Below are 25,010 nucleotides of genomic sequence, written 5' to 3'. Positions count from 1 at the left end.
AGGAAACTACAGGACCTTTAATTGAAAAAATCTAAAAAAAAAGCCGAAAAACGTAGATATAAAAAATCTTCCTCTAGAATCTTGATCCCAGGGACCCTCTTTGTTCACCCTAAAAAAAGATTTGGATTTGTTTCTCCTGATCACCCTGAAGCCCACCCCTACGACATTTTCATCCCAGAAAGAGATTTAAAACGAGCTCTAGATGGAGACCAAGTTCTTGTTTCTATCCCTTCATCTTCAACACATAAAGAAAAAATCAGAGGCAGCATTACTTCTGTTCTCTCCAGAGGAAAAGCTACTCTTGTCGGCACGATCACTGCATTAGACTCTCCTCTAAAAGCTAAGGTTTTCATCAGTTCCTTTGGGGAAACCCCCATAGCTGCGAAACTTCTTCCCGGAAGAACCTATAAGATTGGCGATAGGGTTCTTCTCCGTACCCCTCCGTGGACACAAAAGCCAGCAGCAAAAGAACCTCTTCCGTTAGAAATGAAAGAGTTTATTGGGAACATCAACAACGCTAAAGCAGACTTCTCCACAATTAAAGCGGAATACAATCTCGAGGAGGAGTTCCCTGAAGAGGCGCTACAAGAAGCTAGCCAATTTTCACAAAAACATATCACACAAACATTAAGAACACGCAAAGACCTCAGAGATCTTCTGTGCTTCACAATAGATTCTGTAACAGCTAAAGACTTCGATGATGCTGTATCGCTTACCTATGACAATAACAACAACTACATCCTTGGAGTCCATATTGCAGACGTTTCCCATTACGTCACCCCCCACTCCCATCTAGACAAAGAAGCAGAAAAACGGTGCAACTCAGTATATTTTCCTGGGAAGGTAATTCCTATGTTACCTTCAGCTCTTTCTGACAATCTCTGTAGTCTAAAGCCAAATGTTGATAGACTTGCTGTTTCTGTATTTATGACCTTCTCAAAAAATGGAAACCTGTCTGACTATCAAATCTTTCGTAGTGTGATCCGGAGTAAATACCGAATGACCTATGATGAAGTAGACAATATCTTAGAAAAAAAACAAACACATCCTATTTCAAAAACCCTCCATGCGATGAAGAGCCTAAGCAAAAAACTCGCTGACATTCGAGAGCAACGTGGCTGCATACGCTTTGTTCTTCCCTCCTATACGATGTCTTTAGATAACCTACAAGAGCCTGTAGCTCTTGTAGAAAACCACCAAACAGACTCACACAAACTCATTGAAGAGTTTATGCTTAAAGCTAACGAAATCATAGCCTACCATATTTCCCACCAGGGGATCACACTGCCTTTTCGTATCCACGAACCCCCAAATGATGATAACCTCATTTCATTCCAGGAAATTGCCAAAAGCATGGGATTTGATATCACCCTTACCCCCACGCAAGAGCCCGATTATCAATATCTCCTACAAACAACGACGTCAGGGCACCCTCTAGAGCAAGTGATCCACTCACAGTTTGTGCGTAGCATGAAAACCGCTTCATACTCTATAGAAAATAAAGGCCATTATGGGCTTAAGCTCGATTACTATACCCACTTTACCAGCCCTATCCGAAGGTATATCGATCTTATTGTGCATCGGCTTCTCTTCAACCCAATGGCGATAGATGAGACGCGTTTAGAATTAATCGTGCGCTCATGCTCCACACAAGAGCGTATAACAGCCAAGGCAGAATCTGCTTTTGAAAGTATTAAAAAGGCGCGATTTTTATCTAAGTTTCTGCAAGAGCAACCGAACTCTGTATATCCTGCCTATATCATTACCTACAGCAGTGAAGGGCTCACCTTTACTGTACCAGAATTTTACCATGAAGGCTTTATCCCTACTGCACAGCTCCCTAAAGAGTACACCTTAAAAAAGAAAACCCCTATAGACTCCCTCCCAAGCCACCTCAAACCTGGAGCCTCTCTGAAAGTCAAGCTTGCCTCTGTCAATCTTCTCACTCAGGAAATCATCTGGACCCCCGTCTCCAACAAGTCCGAAACTCCCAAAACTAAGGAAAAAAAGAAACGCCTCCCAAGGAAACCCAAGAAAAAATCTTAAACCTATGCTTCATGAAAGTTTCTTTGCACAAGAAAATGTGATTTCTCTAGCACAAGCCCTCCTAGGACATAAGCTGGTCTCCATACAAGACAATGAAACAACCTCAGGATATATCATAGAAACGGAAGCTTACCGCGGCCCCGACGATAAGGCATGCCACGCCTACAACTATAGAAAAACACAGAGGAATGCTGCCATGTATGCCAAAGGTGGCACAGCCTATGTCTACAGATGCTATGGTATGCATACGTTGTTTAACGTCGTAACCGGACCTGAAGATGTCCCCCACGCAATTCTTATCCGTGCGATCTTTCCTAAAGAAGGACTAGAAACAATGCAGCAAAGAAGATTATGGAAAAATAAGCCCTTACATCTCCTAACCAACGGCCCTGGGAAGGTCTGCCAAGCTTTAGGAATTACGCTACGCCATAATCACACTCCCCTAAATACCCCAAAGCTTTACATCGACAAAGAAAAAATTTTCGGAAAGATTGTTTCAACCCCAAGAATAGGAATCGATTACGCCGAAGAATATGTACACATGCCCTGGAGGTTCCTTCTTCAACCCGAAGGCACAATATAAAAATCTTATCTTAAATACTCCCTAACGATATAGTAAAGGAAACAACAAATATTCTCTTAAAGTTCATGAGAAAGTACTTTATTACAGGACTCATTATTCTCTTGCCCCTTGCCATCACAATCGCTGTAGTGGGGATGATCGTGAACTTTCTTACCCAGCCTTTCGTGGGTTTCGCATCAAGCTTTTTCGAGAATCTCTCCTTCTACTCCAAACATCGCGCCCTCCTCAAGTTTGTCCTGCAAATCATCCTTCTTTTTGGCATCTTCTTTGCTACAGTACTTCTCGGGTTTTTAGCCCGTCTTATGATCTTTAAATCAGTCCTATCCATATACGATAAAATCCTCCACCACATCCCCATCATAAAGACTGTATACAAAGCCGCACAACAAGTCATGACGACCATCTTCGGCTCGCAATCTGGATCCTTTAAACAAGTTGTTATGGTGCCCTTTCCAGGATACCATACGCAATGCATAGGACTTGTTGCAGGAGAAGCCCCAACAGCATGTAAAGGGCAAGAAGAAGAAAGCGACCCCCTAATCACAGTGTTTATCCCAACAACACCTAACCCAACCTCAGGGTTTCTCACCCTATTTAAAAAATCTGATATTACATTCTTAGATATGAAAATTGAGGACGCATTTAAGTACATTATTTCTTGTGGAGTGCTATCATCAGCAACGTCTTGTCCTATCCCTGAAGCGCTCTCTACGAATTCCAAGCCTTAATTTGTCATAGTGTTGAAAAAAAACTCTTTTTCCCTTATTCTCTTTTTTCTTGAAAGAAGTCTTTTTCACTTATTTTCTAGGAAAGTTAACATTTATTTTTTGAGTTATTTATGACACGAATGAGTAAACAAGCGCGTCGTAGAGCGACATGTCCTAAAAAACGCAAGCCCAAGTACGCATTAGTGCATCCTGCTCCTGCTCCAAGAGTTGCATATAAAGTGCATGAAAATGTTGTAGATAGCGTTAGCGTCTTTATCCCTAAAATCGGTTAGCCAAAGTTAAAGGAAGGTTATGTCTCGTCATCGTAGTTATGGTAAGTCTGTAAAGGGAGTTACCAAAAGAAATGTGCTTAAACGTTTCGAACGTATCGAAGTATTGCGTAAATTGGGGCGTTGGGATGATGCTACAGCAAAAAAAGCTACAGGGCTTCCTAAAACTCCCATTTTAAAATAAGTCTATTCTATTGCTTATTGGAGACTTTTTTGAAAAAAAGATCGCTTAAAGTCTATGTCTCCAACAAGCAAAAAAGTGTTCCGATACGCGCACAATCTGTAAAAAAGTTAGTTTCTGTTGTATTGGAGCATCTAGGAGTTGTTACCGACCAGGTATTTGTGTACTTCCTCGAGGATAAAGCTCTAGCCCAGCTTCACGATCAAGTCTTTTCGGATCCCTCTTTAACGGATACGATTACTTTACCTATAGATCCTCCAGGAGCGTCTTCTTATCCCCATGTTCTTGGGGAAGCATTTATTAGCCCAAAAGCAGCGCAGCGTTTCCTAAGGTGCGAGGACCTCTCAGAGCAGGTCTATGAAGAAGTCTCTCGATATCTTGTGCACTCTCTCCTGCACATGTTAAACTACGAGGATACCACCCCTGAGAAGAAACGAAAAATGAGAGTTAAAGAAAATCTCCTCCTATGTATTCTGAAAGAAGAATGTGCCTTACTTTCAGCTTAACATGTTTTACTCTCTGAGCTTTCTTCTTCTACTATTTTCTTTAACCTCTACAGGTCTTGCACAGCAGAAACCCTACTTCGGGTCAACTATCTTCTACGTTCCCCTGCTAAGCAGCTATAAGAAAAAAAGACCCCCCGTATTTTTTCCCATAGTGCTTGCCTCTTCTGCGACGGTCCTTTTAGTCCTTTATGGAGTGCTCGGACTCGGGATCTTTTCCGAGCTCCCTCGTTACCTCAAACATGCCTGGCTCTTCTGGCCCATCTATGTTAGTACATGTTTGTTTTTCTACATTTTTTTACCAACATGGCTCTTCCCCAAGCTGTCAAAAAGTTTTTTCAACTACCTTCGTCCTATAACAACCCTCTTACAATGGCTGTCGATGCCCTTCTACAAGCTCTGCAAAAAACACTTCTCAGAGTCTACAAAAGTCTCCAAATTTCATATCCAGCTCTCCGAGGCCATAGCAGAGTTTGATCACCTGATCGTAAGGGAAATTATGGTTCCTAAAGCAGATATTTTTGCTCTTCCCGAAGATATGTCTATCCAAGATGCCTTGTTAGCAGTTGTAGAGGAAGGCTATAGCCGTATCCCCTTATATAAAAAGAACCTTGACAACATCACTGGAGTCTTGCTCTCTAAAGACCTATTTCACCTCTCAACAACCCTGGGAGATATCCTTCAGCCTATTTCCAACTTGGCAAATCCTCCGTTTTACACTCCTGAAATTAAAAAGGTCTCTTCTTTGTTACAGGAATTTCGTCAAAAACACCGCCATCTAGCCATTGTAGTCAATGAATATGGGTTTACTGAGGGAATCGCCACTATGGAAGATATTCTTGAGGAAGTCTTTGGAGATATCTCCGATGAATATGATCTTCAGGAGGATCTTCCCTATAAAAAACTAGGGAACTCTTGGATTGTTGATGGGAAGATGACCATTTCCGATGCAGAAGAATATTTTCGCATTAAAATCGATCATGAAAAAAGCTACGATACCCTAGGAGGACATATCGTACATAAGATAGGAGCAGTCCCCCAAAAGGGGATGAAACTCCATCATGACAACTTTGATATAGAAATCATCACATGCTCCGAACGTAGCGTGGGGAAACTAAAGCTCACCCCAAGAAAACGTAAGCTACATCTTCCAGGATATTCAGGAATCAAAGAAAAAAACCTTGGCAAAAAACCTCAAGATTCCTCAGAGTGAGGAGGTGAGAAAATCTCATCACATTTAGGGGAACCCCATGGGTGAAATCAAAAAAGAAGACCGCGATTCCACGACCATCTTGCATCTTACAGGAAAATTAGACGGCATCACCTCTCCAGAAGTCCAAGAAAGCATCACACAATCTCTTACGTCAGGCGCAAAAAATATTGTCTTAGACTGTGCCCATCTCGATTACATGTCCAGTGCAGGCATACGTGTACTTTTGCAAAGCTATCATCAAGTTGGGAAAAACTCTGGAAAAATTGTGCTTACCTCTGTTCCTAAAACTATAGAACAAACCCTCTATGTCACGGGATTTCTTTCTTACTTCAAAATGTTTAACTCTGTAGATGAGGCAATACAATCCCTTAACAAAGACGAGAATTGAGAAAAACACTCTTCTTAGTATATGATGATGCTTTTTGATCATCTAATGCCTTCTTCTTACCATGCGTAGATCTGTTTGTTATGTTAACCCTTCCATAGCGAGAGCCGGACAAATCTCTACATGGAAATTCTTTTACTCCCTAGCGAACGTTTTGCCCGCAGGCACTAAGCTAAAATTTGACTTGTTAGGGAATGGAAAACCTACAGATTGGGAATGTCCCTCCGTAGATCTTTCTCGACCCAATAATGTCATCTATGCAGAAATTCCCGGAGGGGAAATCCTTACAGCGACACCTATTCCTGTAAAACTGAACCCTATTCCTCAATTTGAGTTTACTCTCCCTTATGATCTAGAAGCTGGAGAAAATTTTGTCATCGTTCTTGGCCCTTCTCCAGATCATCCCCAAACAGATGAAGCTGGAAATGGGGCTCAGCTCTTCTCGCAACGTCGAAAGCCCTTTTATCTCTATATCGACCCGACAGGAAAAGGGAACTATGACGAACCCGACGTATTCACGATCGATATCCGAGGAAATCTTCTACAAAAGATCCAAATTTTCACTCCCTCTTATGTTACGAAAAATAAACGTTTCGATATCACCGTGCGTTTCGAAGATGAGTTTGACAACCTCACAAACTTCGCCCCAGAAGAAACACGCATAGAGCTCTCCTACGAACATCTTAGAGAAAATCTCAACTGGCAGCTGTTCATCCCAGAAACAGGATTTGTGATCCTGCCTAACTTATATTTCAATGAGCCAGGAACCTATCGCATTCAACTCAAAAATCTCTCCACACAAGAAATCTTCACTTCTGCTCCGATAATATGCTTTCAGGATTCCTCTCCAAATCTAATGTGGGGGTTGTTACATGGAGAATCCGAACGTATAGATTCAGAAGAGAATATTGAGGCATGTTTACGCTATTTCCGAGACGATCGAGCATTAAATTTTTATGCTACCTCGCCGTTTGAAAACCAAGAGAACCTATCTCCTGAAAATTGGAAAGCGATTTCCCAAGCTGTCTCGGACTTTAACGAAGAAGACCGCTTTGTTACTCTCTCAGGATTCCAATTTATTGGAGAACCAAAGCATGAGGGCATCCGTCATATCCTCCACATTAAGGAAAGCAAGTCAATATCAAAGCACAAAGACTACAAGCATGTTCCCCTATCAAAGCTGTATAAGAGCATTCCAAACCATGAGATCCTTTCCATCCCCTGCTTCACAGCTTCACAACACTACGGTTACAATTTCGAAAACTTCCATCCTGAATTTGAGCGTGTTGTGGAAATTTACAATGCCTGGGGCTGTTCGGAAACCACTGCAGAGCTAGGCAACCCCTTCCCTATCCGAGGTATAGATACAATGGATCCCCAAGGGACTCTCATTGAAGGGCTCAAGAAAAATCTCCGTTTTGGCTTTGTCGCTGGAGGTTTTGATGATCGAGGAATTTATAAAGATTTTTTCGATAGTAATCAGGTGCAGTATTCCCCAGGGCTTACAGCAATTATTTGCACTAAATATAGCCGAGATTCTCTAATTGAAGCTTTATATCAGAGACACTGCTATGCTACGACAGGGCCTAGGATAAATCTTAGCTTTAACATTGCCTCGGCCCCTATGGGGTCAGAATTATCCTTAGGGACGAAACCAGGGCTTATGGTAAATCGGCATATCTCTGGCTCTGTAGCAGGAACGGCCTTGTTGAAAAGTTTAGAGATCATCCGCAACGGGGAAGTTCTCAAAGCGTTCTCTCCTCAAAGTAATAACTTAGAATACGAATATGATGATATGGAGCCCTTAGCTTCTGTAGCTTTGGAAGATCCTCAAGGGAACGCTCCTTTTGTCTTTTACTACCTTCGCGTGACCCAAGTGGATCAAGCGATGGCATGGAGCTCTCCTATTTGGATTGATCTCCATTAAAGCTCTAAAGTTACAGTAGGGTGTTATCGTGATGACGCTGTTCTTTTTGGTTTGTATCGCTACGGTCCTCATAGCCCTAGGAATCGGTGTGCTTCTTTTAGGTTCTTATCTTTTAGGCCGTCCTCTTTCTAAAGGATGTGGAAAAACTGACTGCTGCAAAAATCGAAATCCAAAACCGACATCTAAGGAATCTCCACCTCATGACAACGACAATACCCCACCCTCCACTTCTTCCTAAAACTCCCTGGTTACGGACCCTCTTTGAAGCCATAATCTCTGGAGAGCGCCTTTCCGAAGAGCATGCCCTCCAGCTCCTGCTTTTAAAAGATGATGAAGACCTTCAAGCCTTGTGGTCCCTGGCAGATCAAGTTCGTAAACAACGCGTTGGAGATGTCGTCTACTACTCCTCCACGCTTTATCTCTATCCTACAAACTTCTGTACCTACAACTGCACATTTTGCTCGTTCTATGCTAAACCTGGAGATCCTAAGGGCTGGTACTACACGCCAGAGCAGCTCCTAGAGCAGATTGCCCAGGTGCATAACCCTATTACGGAAGTACATATTGTTGCAGGGTGCACGCCCTCCTGTGATCTTCATTACTATACGAAGCTCTTTTCTTTAGTAAAACACGCCTATCCTGACGTGCATATCAAAGCTCTAACAGCAATAGAATATGCCTACCTAGAAAGCCTGCATAATATTCCCGTTAAGGAAATCCTTACAATATTGAAAGAAGCTGGGTTGGATTCTATTCCTGGAGGGGGAGCAGAAATCCTTGTAGATAAAATCCGGGATCTCCTTGCGCCTGGGAGGATCTCCTCAGCAAGGTACTTAGAGATACATAAGACCGCCCACGAGCTGGGAATCCCAACGAATTCTATTATGTTATGTTACCATCGGGAAACTCCTGAGGATATTGTTACGCACCTCAAGCTCCTAAGGGAACTCCAAGATGAAACTCGGGGATTTAAGAATTTTGTGATTTTAAAGTTTGCTAATATTAACAATGCTTTGGGGAGGAGATTGAAGAAACTCGGCGTTCCTCATGCTATCTCTCCTCGCACCTTAATGGCAGTATCACGTCTGTTCTTGGACAACTTCCTCAATCTAAAAGCAATGTGGAACTACCTAGGAATTGAAGAGGCCCTTCATATGCTTTCTTGTGGAGCAAACGATCTTTCTTCTACACATCAAGGGGAGAAGGTCTTTGAAATGGCATCATTAGGATATCCTGTAAAACTAGATATCGAAGGAATGGCAAACCTCATCCAAAAACAAGGAAGGATCCCTTGCCTTACGAACTCCAAAAATGTATAAACTTCGGCTGTGTAAACTACATCAATGCTTTGCCTTTTTCCTTGCCACTTCTTGAAAATTCCTATCTACAGCTACATTTAGCTCCCCCGGCTGAATTGTTAAAAAAAATACTCCATCACGAAATAGACTGTGCCCTCACTTCATCTATAGGAACGGTTGCACAGAAATTGCAATGCCTCCCTGGCTGGGGGATAGCTGCTCACAAGCATGTGCAAAGTGTTAATCTTTATACTTCTTCATCTTTTTTTTCTTCTTCAAGACCTAAAGTTGCCATAACAAATGAAAGTCTGTCATCTGTAGCTCTATTTAAAATTCTTTGCCATAACCTATGGCAAGTTCCTTCTCCTCAGATAGAACACCTTTCCCCATCAGAAATCATAAATCTTTCCCCAGATAGATATGACGGCCTCCTTTTAATTGGAGATGCTGCTCTTAAACATCCCCAAATCCCACAATTTACAACTCATGACCTAGCTCAGTGCTGGGATGAACTTACAGGGATGCCCTTTGTCTTTGCTGTGGTTCTCAACAGAACCTCTTGGGAAAATTGTTCCTCTTTAATACATCTCGCACTAGAGTCTGCTCTTTCTCATTTTGAGAATTCCCCTCAAGAAGTTATAGAAACAGCACATAAACGTACAAATCTTTCCCATAAAGATCTCCGGACATATTACTCTCTCCTTAGGTATCGCCTAGGGGAGGAAGACTACGCAGGGCTTAAGGCATTTCAACAATACTATGACAGGCTACTTCAAAAGACATAACCTCCAAGAGATGTTTGGGACGTTAGCTCCCAAATATGACAAAATCAATGGGATTCTTTCCCTGGGGACGCATCACCTATGGAACCGTGCGCTTATCCGCATGTTAGGAAGTGCTGACCATCTTCTAGATCTATGCTCAGGAACTGGTAAGGTAGCCCTGAGCTATGTTCGCACCTATCCAGGATCCTCAGCAACACTCATAGATTTCTCCTCAGAGATGCTGCAGATCGCTAAAAAACGTGCTCCACAAAATGTAGAGCTTACCTTCTTACATCGAGACGTCTCTACTCTCCCCTTAGAAAGCTCTTCGCAAACGCTAGCCTCCATGGCGTATGGCTTAAGGAACCTCTCTGAAAAAACAGCTGCTCTTAAGGAAGTGTTCAGGGTTCTTAAACCGGGAGGGAGGTTTGGAATCCTCGAGCTCACACAAGCTCGAGGGCTGCTTCACAGCATCCATTCCTGTTACCTTAAGATCATGGTTCCCAAAATCGGAAAGTTCTTCTCCCACCACCCTAATGCTTACCAATACCTAAGCGAGAGTATCCACAACCTCCCTAAAGATCACGAGCTAGAACAGCTATTCTTACAGGCAGGATTTCAGCTGAAGAAAAAAAAGAAGTTCTTCTCAGGAGTAGCGACAATATGGCTATTAGAAAAAACCTTAAAGTCTTCCCTTTAAAAAAGAATTGTGAACCTTCCCTCCTGAGAGGGCATGACAGAGAAAATATATCCCCGAGCTTGTAGCGTAAGAAGCGTCTGGTATACAGCTTCAGCTTGAGATTCACGCGTATACCACGGCTCTATTCCTGGCTCAAGAACACGCGTCATTCTTAAGGTAAACTCTCCCCCTCCAGAGGTAAAGCCCCGGCTCAAGATATCTTTATATAGATGGTCAGAGAAACTCATATTTCCCTTAACAAAATCCAACAACCACTTTGCACAAGAGGTAAGCATCCTCCCCTTCACAAGAGGACTAGAATTTCGACATAACTCCTTCTGGAGTGCGGGATCCTTCAAGAACTGCTCAAGCTTACCTTTTTGTTCCTGTTCATAATCCCAAGAGCCCTTTCCTTGAGGAAAATCATCGGAACGGAAAGGCTTTTCATATTCCCTAAAGACCTTGAGCTCCTCTGCTCGCTTTTGAATGCGCTCACGGATACACTCCTTCTCATAAGCTGTCAGCCTCACCATAGGCTGATTTCGCCTATTCATCTCGGGAAGAAAAGCCCCTTGTGATCTTTGCGAAGGAGCAGCTAAACTCATAGAATCTTCACGATCAGAACCCCCAGAAGACGTCTCCTCCTGACTTCCCGAGGCAGCTCCTGAATCTCTATTCTCAAATAAAGAAGGAATTGCCGTAAGGATCTCATCTTCATCATCGTCACGAAGGATTTCAGCGTCCTCACTTCCTAAACTCTGCACAAACGTTATGGAATCCAGTTTGTCTTCTAGCCACTTCAGCTGCTTCTTACTCCCTAATACTGAAGCCCATTGTAAGAAAGCCTCACACACCACCCCACACTCAGGAATTTCCGTAGTGATTTCTGGATCCATGGAGCGGATTCTTAGGCCTGGATTTAAACATCTTTTTCTAATTTTATTGTAGTCAGGATCATAGTAAACATTATCCCACTGCAAAGCAAAGAAGTACTCCTGATACAAACAGAGCTGCAAAAGATCTTCTAAACCTCGGACAATAACGTCGTCTTTGTTTTTAAACTCGCCATAGTCAAGCCGAGATACATATAGCGGTCCCTGAGGAAGGCGAGAGTTCTCAACTAAAAGAGGAAAGTGCTTAATGTCCCCACCTTTCTTTAAAGGATGGTAAACTCGCACTAACCCTTTCCTCCCCTCATTGTCCTTAGGGTGGGGATAATCCACATCTACCATAGTGCTAGGAAGGACCTTCACCGCTTTCAACCCTAAAGAACTTGCAATTGCGTTGGCTTGAATTATCCTATAGCAATCCTTCATAGCGTTATGTGCGTCTGCATCACTACGAAAGGCCTCACAGAAATAATTAATCTGGGCATTACTAAATAACGAAATCGGGAAAAACAATGATCTCGGAGACTTTCTAAAATCACGGAGAATCTCTGTTCCACGGATTAAAGCAGCAGGAAATGGCTCAGAAACAAAATGTTCCAACATAACAGAAATGTAAGATAAGGCCTGATCGCCTAAAGAATATTTCTTAAAAGGCTCTAAAAGTTCCTTATTATAAGAAGAGATTTCCGAAGAAGGGGGAAGTGCCGCACGTGTCAGGTTCCACTCTCGAATCCCATGATAATACGCATCCTGAACAGGATTTCGAGACTTCGGAAGGACTTTTGAAGATAACCATATTGCAAAAATGACAGAACAAACGCTAGCTAAGGTACTAATAACAAGAAACACAGCAATCGTTAAAGGAAGAGAACCAAAACATAACTGGGCAATCAAAAATAGAATAAGAAAAACAATACATAAAATTTTAACAACCAGCCCCGCCTGTGCCTTCCGAGAAGCGACAGTATTTTGAGGCATATCCACATAGTAGTCTAAACTAAATAACCTATGCCTTTGGAAATTAAAAATCGCAGTCATAAATTATTTTAATAAAAAATGGGCTACTAACTTAAATCTAATATTTTAAATCAAAATGAATTTAAAATATTTATAAAATAAATCCTGTAAAAAAAGAAAGAGCAAGAAACTACAGATTCTTAAAGAAAATGTAAAGATAGAGATATTAAGAATTTATGTTGCTTTTTTGCGGCCACGCTTGCCAGTCTTAGGCTTCAAAGAGACTTCTTCCTCCTCATCATCATCGTCGTCTCCACTGAAAAGGTCTTCGCCAGACTCAGAATCGTAGCCAAGCTTTGCAGAAAGCTCTTTTAATGACGCAAACCTCTCAGAGAGATTTGCAAGGTTCAACTGATCTTCAAGTCTCGTTGATCCACGAAGATTCGCCAAAAACTCTTCCTCTGTATCGAACTTCTCAGAAAAAGTAATCGAAGAGGCCGAAGAGATCTCCGGTAAAAATAGAAACCGCCGTGCTATCGCAGGGACCTTAGTATAAATGTCACTAGAAATCGTGGTTTCTGTCTCTACTTTTGCAGACTGCTTCGGAGGGCGCCCCCGCTTAGGACGCGGATTCAAAGCTTCATTGGAGTAATACACCTTAGCCTTATTGGCAAGCAGCTGACGCGCCTGGGTGATTTCTTTGCTCACCTTAGCATCGAACAAATGGATCTTTAACTGTTCTAATACATGCTTAGTGAAATCCAAATCCTCTTCAAAGACAAAATGAAACTTATTATTTCGCAACCATTCAATAATTCGGATCCGCGAACGCTCAGCATAAAACTGCTGCCATTTCTCTAACTCAGATTCGTGATCGTAGACAAACTCTAAAAACTGCTCTCTTGCATTTTTAGATTGAAGAATCTCTAAAAACTTTTCCTTAGTATCAATATCATAGATCTTTTCATTAATGAACGTCTCCATGATCTTTTTAATTTCATAAAAAGTTAACTTGGGGATTAAACAATACCGTTCAGCATTGTCCTCGAGCTCCTGATAAATCTTATCAAGATCTTCCTGATCTTTATCTAAATCAATATAAAGAATAAACCCCTCGACACGATCAAGATAGAAATCCCGCTCATCGTCAGATTTAGAAAACGCGTCCATAAGGCGAAGAGCACGAAGCAAAAGGGGATTTTGTGGGACAGGATACTCAGTCATAAGCTGCGATTATAAAAAAAACGTAGTTAGAGAGCAAGATCTATCCTGCACTCTAAAATCCCTAAAATAAAGATCATCCTTCCTCATGTCAACTATCCTAAACTATACATCTTTCTCCATGCTAGAAGATAAGGCCTCCCCCTGGTTTTCTAGCCTCCCCGACGATTCTATAGTTACAGGACCTTCCAAATATATACGCTCTCCTTCTATAAAAACTTTCATGCTCTCCTGGGATACATGGACTATAACCTCACCCTGTTTTACAAAACCACGAAACAAAGCTGTTTTTACAGCAGCAATGCATCCCGTCCCACATGCAGCACTTTCTCTCTCTAGTCCACGTTCATACGTACGTATTCTTAATTGCTGCTCGCTAAAAATTTCCACAAAATTCACATTTGCTCCCGAAGGAGCAAATGTAGTATGGTAACGCAACTCCCTCCCAAGCACTGCAACATCTATAGAAGCAATCTCGGGGCAAAATACCACAAGATGAGGCACTCCCGTATGGATAAAAAATACCTGTACTTTCCCTAGTCCACTTAAAACGATTTCATGAGATGAGAAGTTCCATTCCGGCAATGTCATATCTACAAGAACTCGCTCCCAAGAAAAATATACTCCCGAGTATACCCCTTGATCTGTAGCTATAGTGATCTGTGGCTTCTCTAACTTCTGTGCAAGATAGGCAATAGCACAACGTAAGCCATTCCCACACATTGTAGGACGAGAACCATCGGCATTAAAGATGGCCAACTTTGCATCTGCTATCTGCGAGGGTTCTAAATATAAAAATCCGTCTACATGTGCTTGAGTGCACAGCAGACGGATTAAAGCAGGAGAAGAGGGAGAGCCTGTTTTAAGGAAAAAGCGATTTCCCGCTCCAGAATATATAGGATATCTACAAGTCATTGAAAGAAAAGAGGATGCCATCTAGCAGCCCAAAATCTTTAGCTTCATCTGCAGTCATCCACATGTCCCTATCTATGGCTTTTTCTATCACATCTCTAGGTTGATGAGTGGCTTCTACATACACATCAACAATCCTTGCTTTGGTTTTAAGGATCTCCCTAGCGTGGATATCTAAATCTGTAGCCTGTCCAGTAATCGGTCCACCAATAGAGGGCTGGTGAATCATAATCCTAGAGTGGGGAGTTGCAAAACGACGCCCAGGAGCAGCACATAAACTTAAAACTGAACCCATAGACGCTGCCAATCCCGTAACTACAGTAGTCACTGGGGATGTAAGCATCTTAATCTGATCCCAAATCGCGAATCCAGCATCTACAGATCCCCCAGGACTATTAATAACAAAGGTAATCGGCTTACCTGGATCTGTCATTTCTAAGTACCATAGTTTGCGGATAGCATCTGCTGCACTTTTTTCCGTTACAGGCTCACAAAAAAATACCCGACGATTAGATAAAATCTGTTTCTCTAAACAATCACGTAACCTCAATGCTTCTCCATCAGGCATAGAATTCATCGTCTCCTATCATTCCAATGTTTCCAAATCAATTTCTGGGTAGAGAGGAAAACGCGACAATAGATCACTGATTCTTCCCCTAGCTTCTTCAAAGATACCTTCAGCAAGCTCTCCTACGTCTTTACCATTAGCATTACGTTTTACGCAAATATTTCGCAAAACTTTTACAATAACCGCTGCTACCTCATCCATCTCATCTACACCCATTCCCAAGGTCGTTATCGCTGCGGTTCCTAAACGTATACCAGAAGGATCCCATTTCCCTTGAGCATCTGAATATAAGGCGTTTCGATTTACAGCAACGCCAACTTCACTTAAAACATTCTCCGCTATGCTCCCAGAAATCCCCAGAGACCTCAAATCGATAACCACGATGTGATTATCTGTGCCTCCAGTAAGCACGCGCAATCCCTCTCGCACAAACCCTTCAGCTAACCTCCGGGCATTCTCTACAATCTGATGAGAGTATTTTTTAAAATCTACAGATAAAGCTTCTTTAAAAGCTACGGTTTTAGCTGCAATCACATGAGGGAGGGGCCCTCCCATCATCAAAGGGCACGCCTTATTTATAATATCCTCGTACTCTTTAGTCGCAAATACAATCCCACCACGAGGTCCTCGTAATGTTTTGTGGGTTGTTGTTGTGACAATATCTGCATAAGGAATAGGATTTTCTTCCCCTACAAAAACGCCACCAGCAACAAGACCTGCAAAATGTGCCATATCAGCCCAAAGAACAGCTCCACAATCCTCTGCAATCTGCTTAAATTTCGCAAAGTTTAATCTACGTGAATATGAGGAATACCCAGCAATAATCACTGTAGGTTTGTATAATTTAGCCAACCGGGCAATCTCATCATAATCAAAAAGCTCAGTATCAAAATTTACCCCATAAGATATGCAGCGCATCAATTTAGACATCACGCTCATTCTTACGCTACCGTGAGTTAGATGCCCTCCTGCATTTAAAGAAGGTCCTAGACATACGCTAGACGCCATATCTCTCTTTAATTGCATATACTCTTCTTCTGAAAGATCATTTATGGTCTTATAACCCAAGGCTTTAACAGCAGGAGTTTGAATTTTATGAGTAAGTACCGCCATAAGAGCAAGTAAGTTTGCATCTGAGCCAGAAAGTGGTTGGACAAAAGCATACTCAGAAGAAAATAGCTCTTTTGCAGTTTCCGCGCATTCCCATTCAATAGCATCCACATTCTCGCAGCAAGAATAAAAACGTCTAAATGGGCTCCCCTCACAATATTTATCTGTGAGCAAGTTTCCCATAGCCACTTGAACGGAGAGGGATGAATAATTTTCAGAAGCAATCATCTTTAAACAAGATCGCTGACTCTTTAACTCATCAATAATCTTCTTCCCGACAGAAGGGAAACAATTTTTTAAATGAGCAAGAGCAGCTGTATAAGCTACAGCAGCTAATTTTTCTCGTTTATTTACAGAACGACCTTCTAAAAATTCATGATTTGATATAACCATTTCTCCCCCTCAAGGTTCTCTTATATAAACAACACTTGTAAACGCAAGATCAGCGTAACTTGCAAACTGAAAAATGTCAACTAGGCCCCAAAACATAAAAATGAAGCATAAAATCAAAAGATCTACCTATGCGTTTGTCTCCGAAAACCCCAGGACACTTTATCTAGGTCTTAACAAAAAAACTGCCAAAAAATACTACGCTCACCACCTCCCTATTCTTCAGCTTGTTCCCTTTGCAAAAACTTCTCCACAACTGAAAAAAGCCTTTCGTTACCTACCTTTAACCACACATATCCTTCTTACAAGTCCCTCTTCCTCTGCCGTATTTCTTTCAAAAGCATGTAAACGTTTCTCTAAATCTTTGCTTCAAAAAAAGTGCTATATCTGCATTGGTAAAGCAACACATGAAACCATAAGAAACGTTCTTCCTAAAGCACCAACACTACTGGCATCCGAAGAGATTAGCGAAGGCGTCTTCCCAGTAATCCGAACCCTGCCTACAACTTCTTATCTCCTATACCCCCACTCTTCACTTTCTCGCCCAGCTATTAAAGATTTCCTTAAAAAAAACTCCTGGCATTTTTTCTCTTATGCGCACTATACCGTCAAACCACGACCAATAAAAAAACACCTATTTTCTCAATATGAACATATAATCCTGACTAGCCCTTCTACTGTACGCGCTTACGCTCAATTATTTCCTCAGCTTCCCCAGAAAACCCATTGGTGCCAGGGCCCTATTACACTTCAAGAATTTCAAAATTTTTATTGCTCAACACCAAGACTCTTAAATCAATGGGCTCTAGAAATGACACAAAATGGTTCCCTGGTATAGAATATTGAGCTCTACATAAAATTATGGAAGAACATGGCGGCCTCTATTGAACGAATCGACTCCCCCGTTTCTCTGTTTCCTCCAGAAAGCCAGCCTAAAAAAAGGCTATGTAATGTTGTGTTCCTAGTGATGTGTTTTACCCTGGCACTGCTAGCATTTACAGCAGGAGCTTTAGCCTTAGGGTTTTGCGTTCATCACCTATGTCTGTTATCCTTGCTTATCCTCCCCATTCTAGCTTTGCTTGCTAAGGAGACCCTGTCCTCGGCTGTGTATGAAGTCTATGTGGCTCTTGGGGTGCTTCCCTCCCTCTCAAAGAAATTAGCCTAATTCTCTTTTCCGACTAAATAAAGTAACTAAAAGAAAAAGTAGCTAAAAGAAAAAATCAGAAATGTTATAATGTTTTTAAGTTATATAATAATTAAAGGTTTATGGAGAACAACGGGACTTTATCTTTAAGCTTTGCAGGACAGATACGCGCTGTACCTTTTGCCAAAGAAGAACTTGCCATACAAAGGCAGAAGTTTGTTACCAAAATTACCTGTTTGATACTTCTAGCCATTTTAACCGCAGCGACCTTCTCCTTAGGTGTGGGCCTTACCATAGCTTTGACTAACCCGGCTTTTCTTGTACTATTTATCGCGACAGCTTTGCTTACCGTCATTGGTATAATGTCCTACCTTCACCTCACAGCCAAACCCACCCCAGATTGGGAGAAAGTTTTGCTCAGCTATTTCTCTTCAATCCCTGCCCACACCGTCTGTGGTATGGATGGGCAATCTACGCAGCAGCAGAACTTTGATTTCTACTGCGTAAAGTCTAATCCTAAGTTTAAGCTAGGCATCCAGACAGATTCCGCCCCATTTTCTGCTACACCACGAGTGCTTCCTAAAAAATGTGAGGGGGGGGCCATGATTTTCAACACCATAGACCCTCACTCTGCAACGATTGCCCAAACAACAAACCTTTCTCATGCAATCTATGCAAAAATGCATAAAGATTGGCTAACATGTGATACTCGAGATTGCAGTATAAACGCCCCCGAACCTTTCTTCCCTACAGAAGCTCGAGTAGCTCTATGCAAGCATTTCAAGGAATGGCCTTCCCCAATGTACTTAGGTCATGTGCGCGGCCCTAAAGTGGATGAGTTCCCAGAAGAAGGTGAGGAGACTACAGAGCATTACTACACTAGAGCCTTCTGTGCATACGTAAAATGCTTAGAAAAAGCTATAGAGGAAAAAGTTAGCGTTGTAGCTCTTCCTCTGTTTTCCTCTGCCTATGAAATCTCTCGGAATGAAAAACGTCCAAAGTCCACCTCCTATACCTGGCCTATGGAATGCAATCTTTTCTGTAAAAAAGCTTTACTAGAGGCAATTCACGATACTGCCCTGAAGTTTAAAAATGCGTCTCTCCTTGTCTTACTACAGGATCCTTATGCGCCTTTAGCAAAGGCTGCCCCTGAAGAGGAGACTTCTAATTAATTTTTTTAACAGGGAGAGTTTCGTATTTTTCACTAAGAGAATCTCCCTTTAAAGAAAAAACGAGCTTTACTTCTTGCCAAAAAAGAGATAAACTGGCTTTTTTCTTCGTATTGTTGTTTCCAATTTCATCACTTTGCAAGTGTATTTTTAGAAACCATAAGCTAAGCAAGGAATAATTTTCATGCATGACACCCTTCAAAGTATCTTAGCCATTCAAGAGCTTGATATTAAAATGATTCGTCTTATGCGGGTTAAGAAAGAGCATCAAAAAGAGCTTTCTAAAGTTCAATCACTCAAGGCAGATATCCGTAGAAAGGTTCAAGAGAAAGAATCAGAAATGGAAACTCTGAAGAATCAGATTAAAGAGGGTGAAAATCGCATTCAAGAAATTTCCGAGCAGATTAACAAACTTGAGTCTCAGCAAGCTGCAGTTAAAAAAATGGATGAATTTAATGCATTAACCCAAGAGATGACAGCAGCGAATAAGGAACGTCGAGCTTTAGAGCATCAGCTTAGTGATCTTATGGATAAGCAAGCGAATAGTGAAGATCTCATAGTTTCTTTAAAAGAGAGCTTGGCATCAACAGAAAACAGCAGCAACATTATTGAAAAAGAGATTTTTGACAGCATAAAAAAAATCAATGAGGAAGGCAAACAGCTTTTGGAGAAGCGCATTGAACTTAAAAATGCTACAGATCCTGAGCTTTTTCATATTTATGAGCGTCTGTTGAACAACAAAAAGGATCGTGTTGTTGTTCCTATAGAAAACCGCGTATGTAGTGGTTGTCATATTGTTTTAACTCCTCAGCATGAAAATCTCGTAAGAAAAAGAGACCGCTTAATTTTTTGTGAACACTGTTCTAGGATCCTCTACTGGCAGGAATCTCAAGCTGCGACGCAAGAGAGCTCCATAACAAAACGTCGTCGTCGTCGTGCAGCTGTATAACAAGTTATTCGGAAGAGAAAGGCAACCGCTGTTTATGCTTTTTCACAATGAAAAAACATAAAGAGAGGAAAGTCTGGACTTCATAAGAAAAGATACTGGAGAAACTCCAGGGGCCGTGAGGCTACGGAAAGTGCAACAGAAAACATTCCGCTATAAAATGAAAGTTTTATAGACAGGCTGAAAATTCCTACTTTAGGAGTAGGAGCTATTAAGGTGACTTAATAGACATGCAAACCCTATCTGAAGCAAGAGAAAAAAGCTTTTTTGTTTCTGCAAAATTGAGAAGTTTTCTTCTCATAAGTTTTTTCATAATCGCTCGAGGGATTTAGAGATAGATCCCCTAGATGAATGGTTGCCCTCAGGGAGACGTTTGTCCACCCTGCAGACAGAATCCGGCTTACTCTCTCTTCCGAACTTTTTTCTGAATCTACAACAAACCAGCTTTTGCGAGCGTATGAACATGGAGCAAACCTACGACAGAATTCTGGGTGATATTGTTCACAACAGGAAGAGCTGTAATAGGATTTCTTGCTTCCATAATTTGTAGTGCTGTAGTGACATCGGCCTCTCTTTCTACAACACGAGGACGTGCTGTCATCACCTCTTTAAGCGCCAAGGACAGAACCTCCCCACCATAATGCGCTAGGGCTCTGCGCAGGTCTCCATCAGTAAAAATTCCCAGCAACTCATAGTTCGGAGTGACAACACATACACATCCACAACCATATGAGGAAAAGATCTCCAAAGTATCATGCACTGTATCTTCAGGAGCGCAAAAAGGCACCTCCGTTTTAGGAAACATATAATCCCGGACTCTTCCCTTTGCTTTGAGGCCGATCTTTCCACTAGGGTGATTTTCTCCATAGGTGGAGAGGGTCACTCCCCGTCCTTGCAAAAGCATCATTGCAAGGAGATCTCCAAAGAGCATCTGGCATGTTGTAGAGGTCGTGGGGATAAGATCAAACGGGTCTAGTTCAGGAACTACGGGCAAAACAACCACGAAGTCAGCAGAAATTGCCAAGCTAGAATACGGAGAGGAAGTAATGGCGACTAAAGTTACTCCTCGGGTTTTTAAATAGGGGAGGCTATCTAAAAGCTCCTGGGTCTCACCACTTTTTGAAAAGAGACAAACGATATCTCCCTCCTGGACCACCCCAATGTCTCCATGAAGAAGATCCCCATGGGAGAGAAACAACGCCCGCTCACTTAAAGACTGTAGCGTCGCAACGATCTTCCTTGCAACATAGCCACTTTTACCTACACCTGAGAAAAATATCCAACCAGAATGATGGAGTATCCTCTCTGCTAATTTGGCAACCTCTTCTCCATGGAATATCTTAAAAAACTCATCTAAAGCGTCTTTCTGTTTGTTTAGGATCTCATGGCATATATCTATAAAAACCGCAGAGGAACTCATTATGGCTAAATCAAAAACTCAAACTCATGTTAGCTCATGGTAACAGACTCTAAACGATTTTTCAATGAGGTTAAAAATTCGCTTCCATATATGCCATCAAGAACACGATGATCAAAAGTAAGTGTAACGTACATCATTTTTCTAATCGCAAGAGAGTCATCCTCTCGGACCACTACACGCTTTTGGATAGTGCCTATCCCTAAAATAGCCACCTCAGGATAACGAATAATCGGCATCCCCATCAATGCTCCTGTCATGCCAAAATTAGTGACTGTGACGCTCCCCTCCTGCACTTCAGAGGGATCTAAGCGATTCTCTCGAGCACGAGAGGAAAGATCTGCAAGGGCCTTAGCAATACTTACTAATCCCTGATCTTGGCAGTTGCGGATGACAGGGACAACAACTCCTTCCTTGTTGAGGTTTACAGCAACACCCACATTTATGGATTTCTTTACTACAATAGTATGGCCATCTAAAGACCCATTCAATAAGGGAAACTGCTCTAAAGTCTTTGCAAGACACTGCACAATGAAGCTCGTAATGGTCAGCTTCACATGATGGGTAGCAAAAAAACGTTCTCTCTCCTCAGCAATTAAATTCATAAGATCCGTAACATCTACGTCTACAACTAAGGAAGCATGGGGAACCTCATCTGAGGACTTCGACAAAGAAGAGGCAATAGCACGACGTAAAGGAGACATCGGAATGCGATTCTCTTTACTTTGATCTTCCGAAGAACGGGTTTCAATATACGCCTCTAAATCCTTCTTCGTGACTCTCCCATCACTTCCCGTTCCTGGGATCTGCTGCAGCTCATGCATAGCGATCCCTTTACATTGAGCTAAACTTAACACCGAAGGTGAAAACCATCCCCCTGGAGTTGCTGTAGGAAGCTCTTCTCCAAAGGTACAAAGCTCCTCCTTAGGAGGGGCTTCTTCAGATGCTTCCAAAGAAGATTCCTCTAACAAAGCTAAAACATCCCCAGAAGCAACCTCATCTCCTTCATTAACAAGTTGCTGAGCTAAGATTCCCGCTTGAGGAGAAGCAAGTTCTGTAGCGATTTTATCAGTCGACACCTCAAGTAGAGGCTCATCTTTTTTGACGAACTCTCCAACATTCTTTAGCCAACGAACTACAGATCCTCCAGACCCAGCTTCTCCTATTTTAGGGAATCGAAACTCAAACATATAATGCTTACCCTTTCAAATTATACAGATTCAGTTGTCTCCCGTGCCACAGAATACTCTTCGGTATGCAGCTTCTCACCTTCCATAGAAGCGACATATGTGGCAACAACAGCATCCCCTAAAATATTCATAGGGGTGCCTATAATATCTCTTAAGCGGTCAATCCCAGCCAATACAGCGATCCCCTGAATAGGCAAGCCAACAGAGACCAATACAGAGCCCAAGGTAATCATTCCCCCTCCTGGCACCCCTGCGCTACCTACAGCAGAAAATGTTGCTGTCACGACTAACAGCACCAAACTGCTCAACGATAAGGGACAGTTGTATGCCTGAGCAATAAAAACCGCTGCCATGCCTTGGAAAATTGCCGTGCCGTTCATATTCACAGTAGCGCCTAGGGGCAAAACAAAGCCAGAGACTTCTGCAGAAACCCCAAGATTTTTTGAAACACACCGCATGGTGACTGGGAGTGTTGCTGAGCTGCTCGCTGTGGATACGGCACAGGAAATCGCATCCATCATAGAAGAGAGAAACTTCCAAAAGGACATCTTACAGCCGAAACGCACAAGTCCCCCAAAAACTAAAAGGGCATGGAAAATGCAAGCGAGGTAGTAGGCAATGATAAATTTGCTCAGCTGCCATAGAATCACCAACCCATGACTTCCGGAAATCCATGCGATGCTCGCTCCCACACCGTAGGGAGCAAACGCCATGATCATATTAACCATGCACAACATAATCTCAGAAAACCCATCAATAAACTTCTCTACTGGACGTCCTTTCTCTCCAGAAATCCTTAAGGCAATCCCTAAAAAAATCGCAAAAATGATGATTTGCAAGATATTCCCTTCAACAAAAGAGCGTACAGGATTAGAAGGAAATATCTGAGCGACTAAAGATAAAAAATATGAAGCACTCCTTGCTGGAGTCTGCATAGAAGGTTGTTCCGCGAGCGTGTGGGAAAGATCACATCCTTGTCCGGGGTGAAATATCTCAGCAAAACCAAGCCCAATCACAATGGCAATTGCTGTCGTTCCTAAATATAGACCGACACTTTTCAATCCAATACGACCGAGTTTTTTTAAATCACTGATTGAAGCAATGCCTAAAACCATTGAGCAGAAAACTAGTGGGTACACCACCATGCTCAATAAATTTAAAAAAATGTCCCCAATGGGTTTAAAAAAGATTGCTTTATCTTCTAAAACTAAACCTAAGGCAACCCCGACAAACAATCCTATAAAGATTTTCATCCATAGTTTCATTCGTTACCCCTATTTTTGTGTATTTGATCAATGGTGTCTAAGAGAGAACAAGCTTGGCTATTTTCGACTTCTAAGCTCATACGTACTTTACCAATTGGCAACAAATCCTTTTCACAAGATACGTCACACAACTTCACACTATCTTTTTCCGTACATAAGATCCCTTGTCCCTGGCGCAACACCATTTTCTGACAAAAGTAATATAATTCTTTTTTTGTAATTCTTGCGTGATCTGGAAGAATATAGGTCCCTAAGATCTTTACTCCAGCATCCCTTAGCATCTGCAAAAACCCCTGAGGAAAACCTAAACCACAAAACACCCCCACAGGTAAGCCGCAAAGCCCTAAATTTGCAATGCTCTCCCCTTTATGAATCCACTCAACTGAAGCAATTGTAGGCTTCACTAATACCTGTGAAGCGGGAAACCCACTTAAAAGCTCTTGATGCTCTGAAGAACAATTCCCATTCACAATAATTGCATCCACCTTTTGCAAACGCTCTGGAAAATCTCGTAATCTCCCCCTTGGGAAAAACTCCCCTGCCCCTAAAGGATCCTGACCATTCACTACAGCAATCTCCATATCCTTATGCAATTTGCGGTACTGAAGGCCGTCATCCAGCAAAAGAATATCGAACTGCTTCTCAGCTTGAGCTGCAGCTACCCTACGGTCCTTATGAACCCAAACAGACCTTGGAGGAAGCTTCTCAGCCATTAGCAAGGGCTCATCTCCAACATACGCTGCAGAATGTTTACGAATATCCACAACGGTGAGTTTCCTTTTTCTACTACAAATACTCTTATATCCTCGTGACAATACCGCACAGGAATACCCTCGAGATTGCAGCTGCTCCGCTAGCCATAAAACTACAGGGGTTTTCCCAGCACCCCCAAGAACAATATTTCCAACGCTAACAACAGTCGCTCGAGAACGGAAAGGGGTGGGGCGAAAATATCTGTGTCTAAGGGAAACTAGCAAGGAGAAACTCTTGGACAAAACCTTTCCGACAAGTCCCTTCCCTAAGAACTGTCCTAAACTTATGGAAAGAACCATACGACGATACAACATAAAAAAGGGCGAAGGAATTCGCTCTCTCATGGCTTCATCCTTAAATTAACGACTTTCTTTTTGAAAATCGCGATATTCAAAAGCCACGATCTTCCATAGCAGGAAGTAAAGCATTACAAGAAAAAGATTAAAAATCAAGTTTACAGAATATTATAGAATATTCTTTTTAAAAAGATGTATTAGTATAA

General features: G+C 42.0%; 26 protein-coding genes and 1 other RNA gene. 18 read left to right on the top strand and 9 right to left on the bottom strand.

Translation table 11 applies throughout. From position 1 onward, the window contains the following. The first annotated feature begins 21 nt into the window (after window positions 1–21). The 13 genes from G5S_RS02555 to ubiE all read left to right on the top strand — a co-directional run bounded on the left by G5S_RS02555 (window position 22) and on the right by ubiE (window position 10,597). Complete coding sequence (locus G5S_RS02555; protein ID WP_013712620.1) at window positions 22–2,046, top strand: ribonuclease R family protein; 2,025 nt, start codon at window positions 22–24, stop codon at window positions 2,044–2,046. Between the two features lie 4 nt (window positions 2,047–2,050). After that, window positions 2,051–2,629, top strand: a complete 579-nt coding sequence (locus G5S_RS02550) for a DNA-3-methyladenine glycosylase (protein ID WP_013712619.1) — start codon at window positions 2,051–2,053, stop codon at window positions 2,627–2,629. A gap of 65 nt (window positions 2,630–2,694) precedes the next feature. Beyond that, window positions 2,695–3,357: a DUF502 domain-containing protein gene (locus tag G5S_RS02545; protein ID WP_013712618.1), complete on the top strand. Its 663-nt coding sequence runs from the start codon at window positions 2,695–2,697 to the stop codon at window positions 3,355–3,357. Between the two features lie 110 nt (window positions 3,358–3,467). Then, complete coding sequence (locus G5S_RS05030) at window positions 3,468–3,629, top strand: hypothetical protein (protein WP_021757131.1); 162 nt, start codon at window positions 3,468–3,470, stop codon at window positions 3,627–3,629. Between the two features lie 19 nt (window positions 3,630–3,648). Next, window positions 3,649–3,810, top strand: a complete 162-nt coding sequence (locus G5S_RS04980) for a small basic protein (protein ID WP_013712617.1) — start codon at window positions 3,649–3,651, stop codon at window positions 3,808–3,810. 29 nt (window positions 3,811–3,839) lie between these two features. After that, window positions 3,840–4,313 (top strand): rRNA maturation RNase YbeY, encoded by a 474-nt coding sequence (gene ybeY / locus G5S_RS02540; protein WP_013712616.1) that lies wholly within the window; start codon window positions 3,840–3,842, stop codon window positions 4,311–4,313. Window position 4,314: 1 nt separating this feature from the next. Then, complete coding sequence (locus G5S_RS02535) at window positions 4,315–5,523, top strand: hemolysin family protein (RefSeq protein WP_013712615.1); 1,209 nt, start codon at window positions 4,315–4,317, stop codon at window positions 5,521–5,523. Window positions 5,524–5,560: 37 nt separating this feature from the next. Then, window positions 5,561–5,911, top strand: a complete 351-nt coding sequence (locus G5S_RS02530; protein ID WP_013712614.1) for an anti-sigma factor antagonist — start codon at window positions 5,561–5,563, stop codon at window positions 5,909–5,911. A gap of 61 nt (window positions 5,912–5,972) precedes the next feature. Beyond that, on the top strand, window positions 5,973–7,835 hold the full coding sequence (locus tag G5S_RS02525) for a DUF3604 domain-containing protein (protein WP_013712613.1): 1,863 nt from the start codon (window positions 5,973–5,975) through the stop codon (window positions 7,833–7,835). Between the two features lie 31 nt (window positions 7,836–7,866). After that, window positions 7,867–8,073, top strand: a complete 207-nt coding sequence (locus G5S_RS05075; protein WP_013712612.1) for a hypothetical protein — start codon at window positions 7,867–7,869, stop codon at window positions 8,071–8,073. Further along, window positions 8,036–9,154 carry a CofH family radical SAM protein gene (locus G5S_RS02520; protein ID WP_013712611.1) on the top strand — a complete coding sequence of 373 codons (1,119 nt, stop codon included), beginning with the start codon at window positions 8,036–8,038 and terminating at the stop codon, window positions 9,152–9,154. Before G5S_RS05075 ends, G5S_RS02520 begins: the two co-directional genes overlap by 38 nt. Further along, window positions 9,127–9,918, top strand: a complete 792-nt coding sequence (locus G5S_RS02515; RefSeq protein WP_013712610.1) for a menaquinone biosynthesis protein — start codon at window positions 9,127–9,129, stop codon at window positions 9,916–9,918. The genes G5S_RS02520 and G5S_RS02515 overlap by 28 nt, the downstream gene beginning before the upstream one ends. Next, window positions 9,893–10,597 carry a bifunctional demethylmenaquinone methyltransferase/2-methoxy-6-polyprenyl-1,4-benzoquinol methylase UbiE gene (gene ubiE / locus G5S_RS02510; protein ID WP_013712609.1) on the top strand — a complete coding sequence of 235 codons (705 nt, stop codon included), beginning with the start codon at window positions 9,893–9,895 and terminating at the stop codon, window positions 10,595–10,597. Before G5S_RS02515 ends, ubiE begins: the two co-directional genes overlap by 26 nt. Here ubiE and G5S_RS02505 read toward each other — a convergent pair. The 5 genes from G5S_RS02505 to G5S_RS02485 form a co-directional block, all read right to left on the bottom strand. After that, the gene (locus G5S_RS02505; RefSeq protein ID WP_013712608.1) at window positions 10,594–12,504 is read right to left on the bottom strand and encodes a hypothetical protein; all 1,911 of its coding nucleotides are present in this window, start codon (window positions 12,502–12,504) and stop codon (window positions 10,594–10,596) included. The genes ubiE and G5S_RS02505 overlap by 4 nt on opposite strands. 153 nt (window positions 12,505–12,657) lie before the next feature. Beyond that, window positions 12,658–13,647, bottom strand: a complete 990-nt coding sequence (locus G5S_RS02500) for a UPF0158 family protein (RefSeq protein ID WP_013712607.1) — start codon at window positions 13,645–13,647, stop codon at window positions 12,658–12,660. 102 nt (window positions 13,648–13,749) lie between these two features. Then, window positions 13,750–14,580 carry a diaminopimelate epimerase gene (gene dapF, locus G5S_RS02495; protein ID WP_013712606.1) on the bottom strand — a complete coding sequence of 277 codons (831 nt, stop codon included), beginning with the start codon at window positions 14,578–14,580 and terminating at the stop codon, window positions 13,750–13,752. Next, on the bottom strand, window positions 14,549–15,124 hold the full coding sequence (locus G5S_RS02490) for an ATP-dependent Clp protease proteolytic subunit (RefSeq protein ID WP_021756433.1): 576 nt from the start codon (window positions 15,122–15,124) through the stop codon (window positions 14,549–14,551). Before G5S_RS02490 ends, dapF begins: the two co-directional genes overlap by 32 nt. Window positions 15,125–15,142: 18 nt before the next feature. Further along, the gene (locus G5S_RS02485; RefSeq protein ID WP_013712604.1) at window positions 15,143–16,627 is read right to left on the bottom strand and encodes a glycine hydroxymethyltransferase; all 1,485 of its coding nucleotides are present in this window, start codon (window positions 16,625–16,627) and stop codon (window positions 15,143–15,145) included. A 100-nt stretch (window positions 16,628–16,727) separates the two neighbouring features. Here G5S_RS02485 and G5S_RS02480 point away from each other — a divergent pair, with 100 nt between their 5' ends. The 5 genes from G5S_RS02480 to rnpB all read left to right on the top strand — a co-directional run bounded on the left by G5S_RS02480 (window position 16,728) and on the right by rnpB (window position 20,302). Then, window positions 16,728–17,462 (top strand): uroporphyrinogen-III synthase, encoded by a 735-nt coding sequence (locus G5S_RS02480; RefSeq protein ID WP_049770599.1) that lies wholly within the window; start codon window positions 16,728–16,730, stop codon window positions 17,460–17,462. Between the two features lie 33 nt (window positions 17,463–17,495). Further along, complete coding sequence (locus G5S_RS02475) at window positions 17,496–17,789, top strand: hypothetical protein (protein WP_013712602.1); 294 nt, start codon at window positions 17,496–17,498, stop codon at window positions 17,787–17,789. Between the two features lie 101 nt (window positions 17,790–17,890). Beyond that, a complete protein-coding gene (locus tag G5S_RS02470; RefSeq protein ID WP_013712601.1) occupies window positions 17,891–18,940 on the top strand; it encodes a hypothetical protein in 1,050 nt (349 codons plus the stop codon). A 181-nt stretch (window positions 18,941–19,121) separates the two neighbouring features. After that, window positions 19,122–19,886, top strand: coding sequence for a zinc ribbon domain regulatory protein CdsZ (gene cdsZ, locus G5S_RS02460; RefSeq protein WP_013712599.1), 765 nt, complete (start codon window positions 19,122–19,124; stop codon window positions 19,884–19,886). Window positions 19,887–19,895: 9 nt separating this feature from the next. Beyond that, an RNA gene (gene rnpB, locus G5S_RS04940) (RNase P RNA component class A) lies at window positions 19,896–20,302 on the top strand. Between the two features lie 11 nt (window positions 20,303–20,313). Here the strand turns inward: rnpB and G5S_RS02455 are convergent. Genes G5S_RS02455 through lpxK form a run of 4 tightly spaced genes read right to left on the bottom strand, consistent with a single transcriptional unit; the run spans window position 20,314 to window position 24,852 of the window. After that, a complete protein-coding gene (locus G5S_RS02455; RefSeq protein ID WP_013712597.1) occupies window positions 20,314–21,303 on the bottom strand; it encodes a KpsF/GutQ family sugar-phosphate isomerase in 990 nt (329 codons plus the stop codon). A 29-nt stretch (window positions 21,304–21,332) separates the two neighbouring features. Next, window positions 21,333–22,490: a dihydrolipoamide acetyltransferase family protein gene (locus G5S_RS02450; RefSeq protein WP_013712596.1), complete on the bottom strand. Its 1,158-nt coding sequence runs from the start codon at window positions 22,488–22,490 to the stop codon at window positions 21,333–21,335. Window positions 22,491–22,510: 20 nt separating this feature from the next. After that, window positions 22,511–23,755 carry a dicarboxylate/amino acid:cation symporter gene (locus G5S_RS02445; protein ID WP_013712595.1) on the bottom strand — a complete coding sequence of 415 codons (1,245 nt, stop codon included), beginning with the start codon at window positions 23,753–23,755 and terminating at the stop codon, window positions 22,511–22,513. Then, on the bottom strand, window positions 23,752–24,852 hold the full coding sequence (gene lpxK, locus G5S_RS02440; RefSeq protein WP_013712594.1) for a tetraacyldisaccharide 4'-kinase: 1,101 nt from the start codon (window positions 24,850–24,852) through the stop codon (window positions 23,752–23,754). Before lpxK ends, G5S_RS02445 begins: the two co-directional genes overlap by 4 nt. Window positions 24,853–25,010 lie beyond the last annotated feature (158 nt).

The sequence above is a fragment of the Chlamydia pecorum E58 genome, assembly GCF_000204135.1.
GTDB lineage: Bacteria > Chlamydiota > Chlamydiia > Chlamydiales > Chlamydiaceae > Chlamydia > Chlamydia pecorum.
The sequence above is the reverse complement of the archived record's forward strand: the minus strand, read 5'-3'. Positions and strand labels throughout refer to the sequence as shown.

Coding starts and splice junctions, on each gene's coding strand:
- dapF (WP_013712606.1), bottom strand. CDS start 14,580: ATGGCATCCTCTTTTCTTTCAATGACTTGTAGATATCCTATATATTCT.
- G5S_RS04980 (WP_013712617.1), top strand. CDS start 3,649: ATGTCTCGTCATCGTAGTTATGGTAAGTCTGTAAAGGGAGTTACCAAA.
- G5S_RS02550 (WP_013712619.1), top strand. CDS start 2,051: ATGCTTCATGAAAGTTTCTTTGCACAAGAAAATGTGATTTCTCTAGCA.
- G5S_RS02520 (WP_013712611.1), top strand. CDS start 8,036: ATGACAACGACAATACCCCACCCTCCACTTCTTCCTAAAACTCCCTGG.
- G5S_RS02445 (WP_013712595.1), bottom strand. CDS start 23,755: ATGAAACTATGGATGAAAATCTTTATAGGATTGTTTGTCGGGGTTGCC.
- G5S_RS02470 (WP_013712601.1), top strand. CDS start 17,891: ATGGAGAACAACGGGACTTTATCTTTAAGCTTTGCAGGACAGATACGC.
- G5S_RS02535 (WP_013712615.1), top strand. CDS start 4,315: ATGTTTTACTCTCTGAGCTTTCTTCTTCTACTATTTTCTTTAACCTCT.
- lpxK (WP_013712594.1), bottom strand. CDS start 24,852: ATGAGAGAGCGAATTCCTTCGCCCTTTTTTATGTTGTATCGTCGTATG.
- G5S_RS02505 (WP_013712608.1), bottom strand. CDS start 12,504: ATGACTGCGATTTTTAATTTCCAAAGGCATAGGTTATTTAGTTTAGAC.
- G5S_RS02475 (WP_013712602.1), top strand. CDS start 17,496: ATGGCGGCCTCTATTGAACGAATCGACTCCCCCGTTTCTCTGTTTCCT.
- G5S_RS02480 (WP_049770599.1), top strand. CDS start 16,728: ATGAAGCATAAAATCAAAAGATCTACCTATGCGTTTGTCTCCGAAAAC.
- G5S_RS02455 (WP_013712597.1), bottom strand. CDS start 21,303: ATGAGTTCCTCTGCGGTTTTTATAGATATATGCCATGAGATCCTAAAC.
- G5S_RS02500 (WP_013712607.1), bottom strand. CDS start 13,647: ATGACTGAGTATCCTGTCCCACAAAATCCCCTTTTGCTTCGTGCTCTT.
- G5S_RS02545 (WP_013712618.1), top strand. CDS start 2,695: ATGAGAAAGTACTTTATTACAGGACTCATTATTCTCTTGCCCCTTGCC.
- G5S_RS02525 (WP_013712613.1), top strand. CDS start 5,973: ATGCGTAGATCTGTTTGTTATGTTAACCCTTCCATAGCGAGAGCCGGA.
- G5S_RS02450 (WP_013712596.1), bottom strand. CDS start 22,490: ATGTTTGAGTTTCGATTCCCTAAAATAGGAGAAGCTGGGTCTGGAGGA.
- cdsZ (WP_013712599.1), top strand. CDS start 19,122: ATGCATGACACCCTTCAAAGTATCTTAGCCATTCAAGAGCTTGATATT.
- G5S_RS02530 (WP_013712614.1), top strand. CDS start 5,561: ATGGGTGAAATCAAAAAAGAAGACCGCGATTCCACGACCATCTTGCAT.
- G5S_RS05075 (WP_013712612.1), top strand. CDS start 7,867: ATGACGCTGTTCTTTTTGGTTTGTATCGCTACGGTCCTCATAGCCCTA.
- G5S_RS02490 (WP_021756433.1), bottom strand. CDS start 15,124: ATGCCTGATGGAGAAGCATTGAGGTTACGTGATTGTTTAGAGAAACAG.
- G5S_RS05030 (WP_021757131.1), top strand. CDS start 3,468: ATGACACGAATGAGTAAACAAGCGCGTCGTAGAGCGACATGTCCTAAA.
- G5S_RS02485 (WP_013712604.1), bottom strand. CDS start 16,627: ATGGTTATATCAAATCATGAATTTTTAGAAGGTCGTTCTGTAAATAAA.
- ubiE (WP_013712609.1), top strand. CDS start 9,893: ATGACAGGCTACTTCAAAAGACATAACCTCCAAGAGATGTTTGGGACG.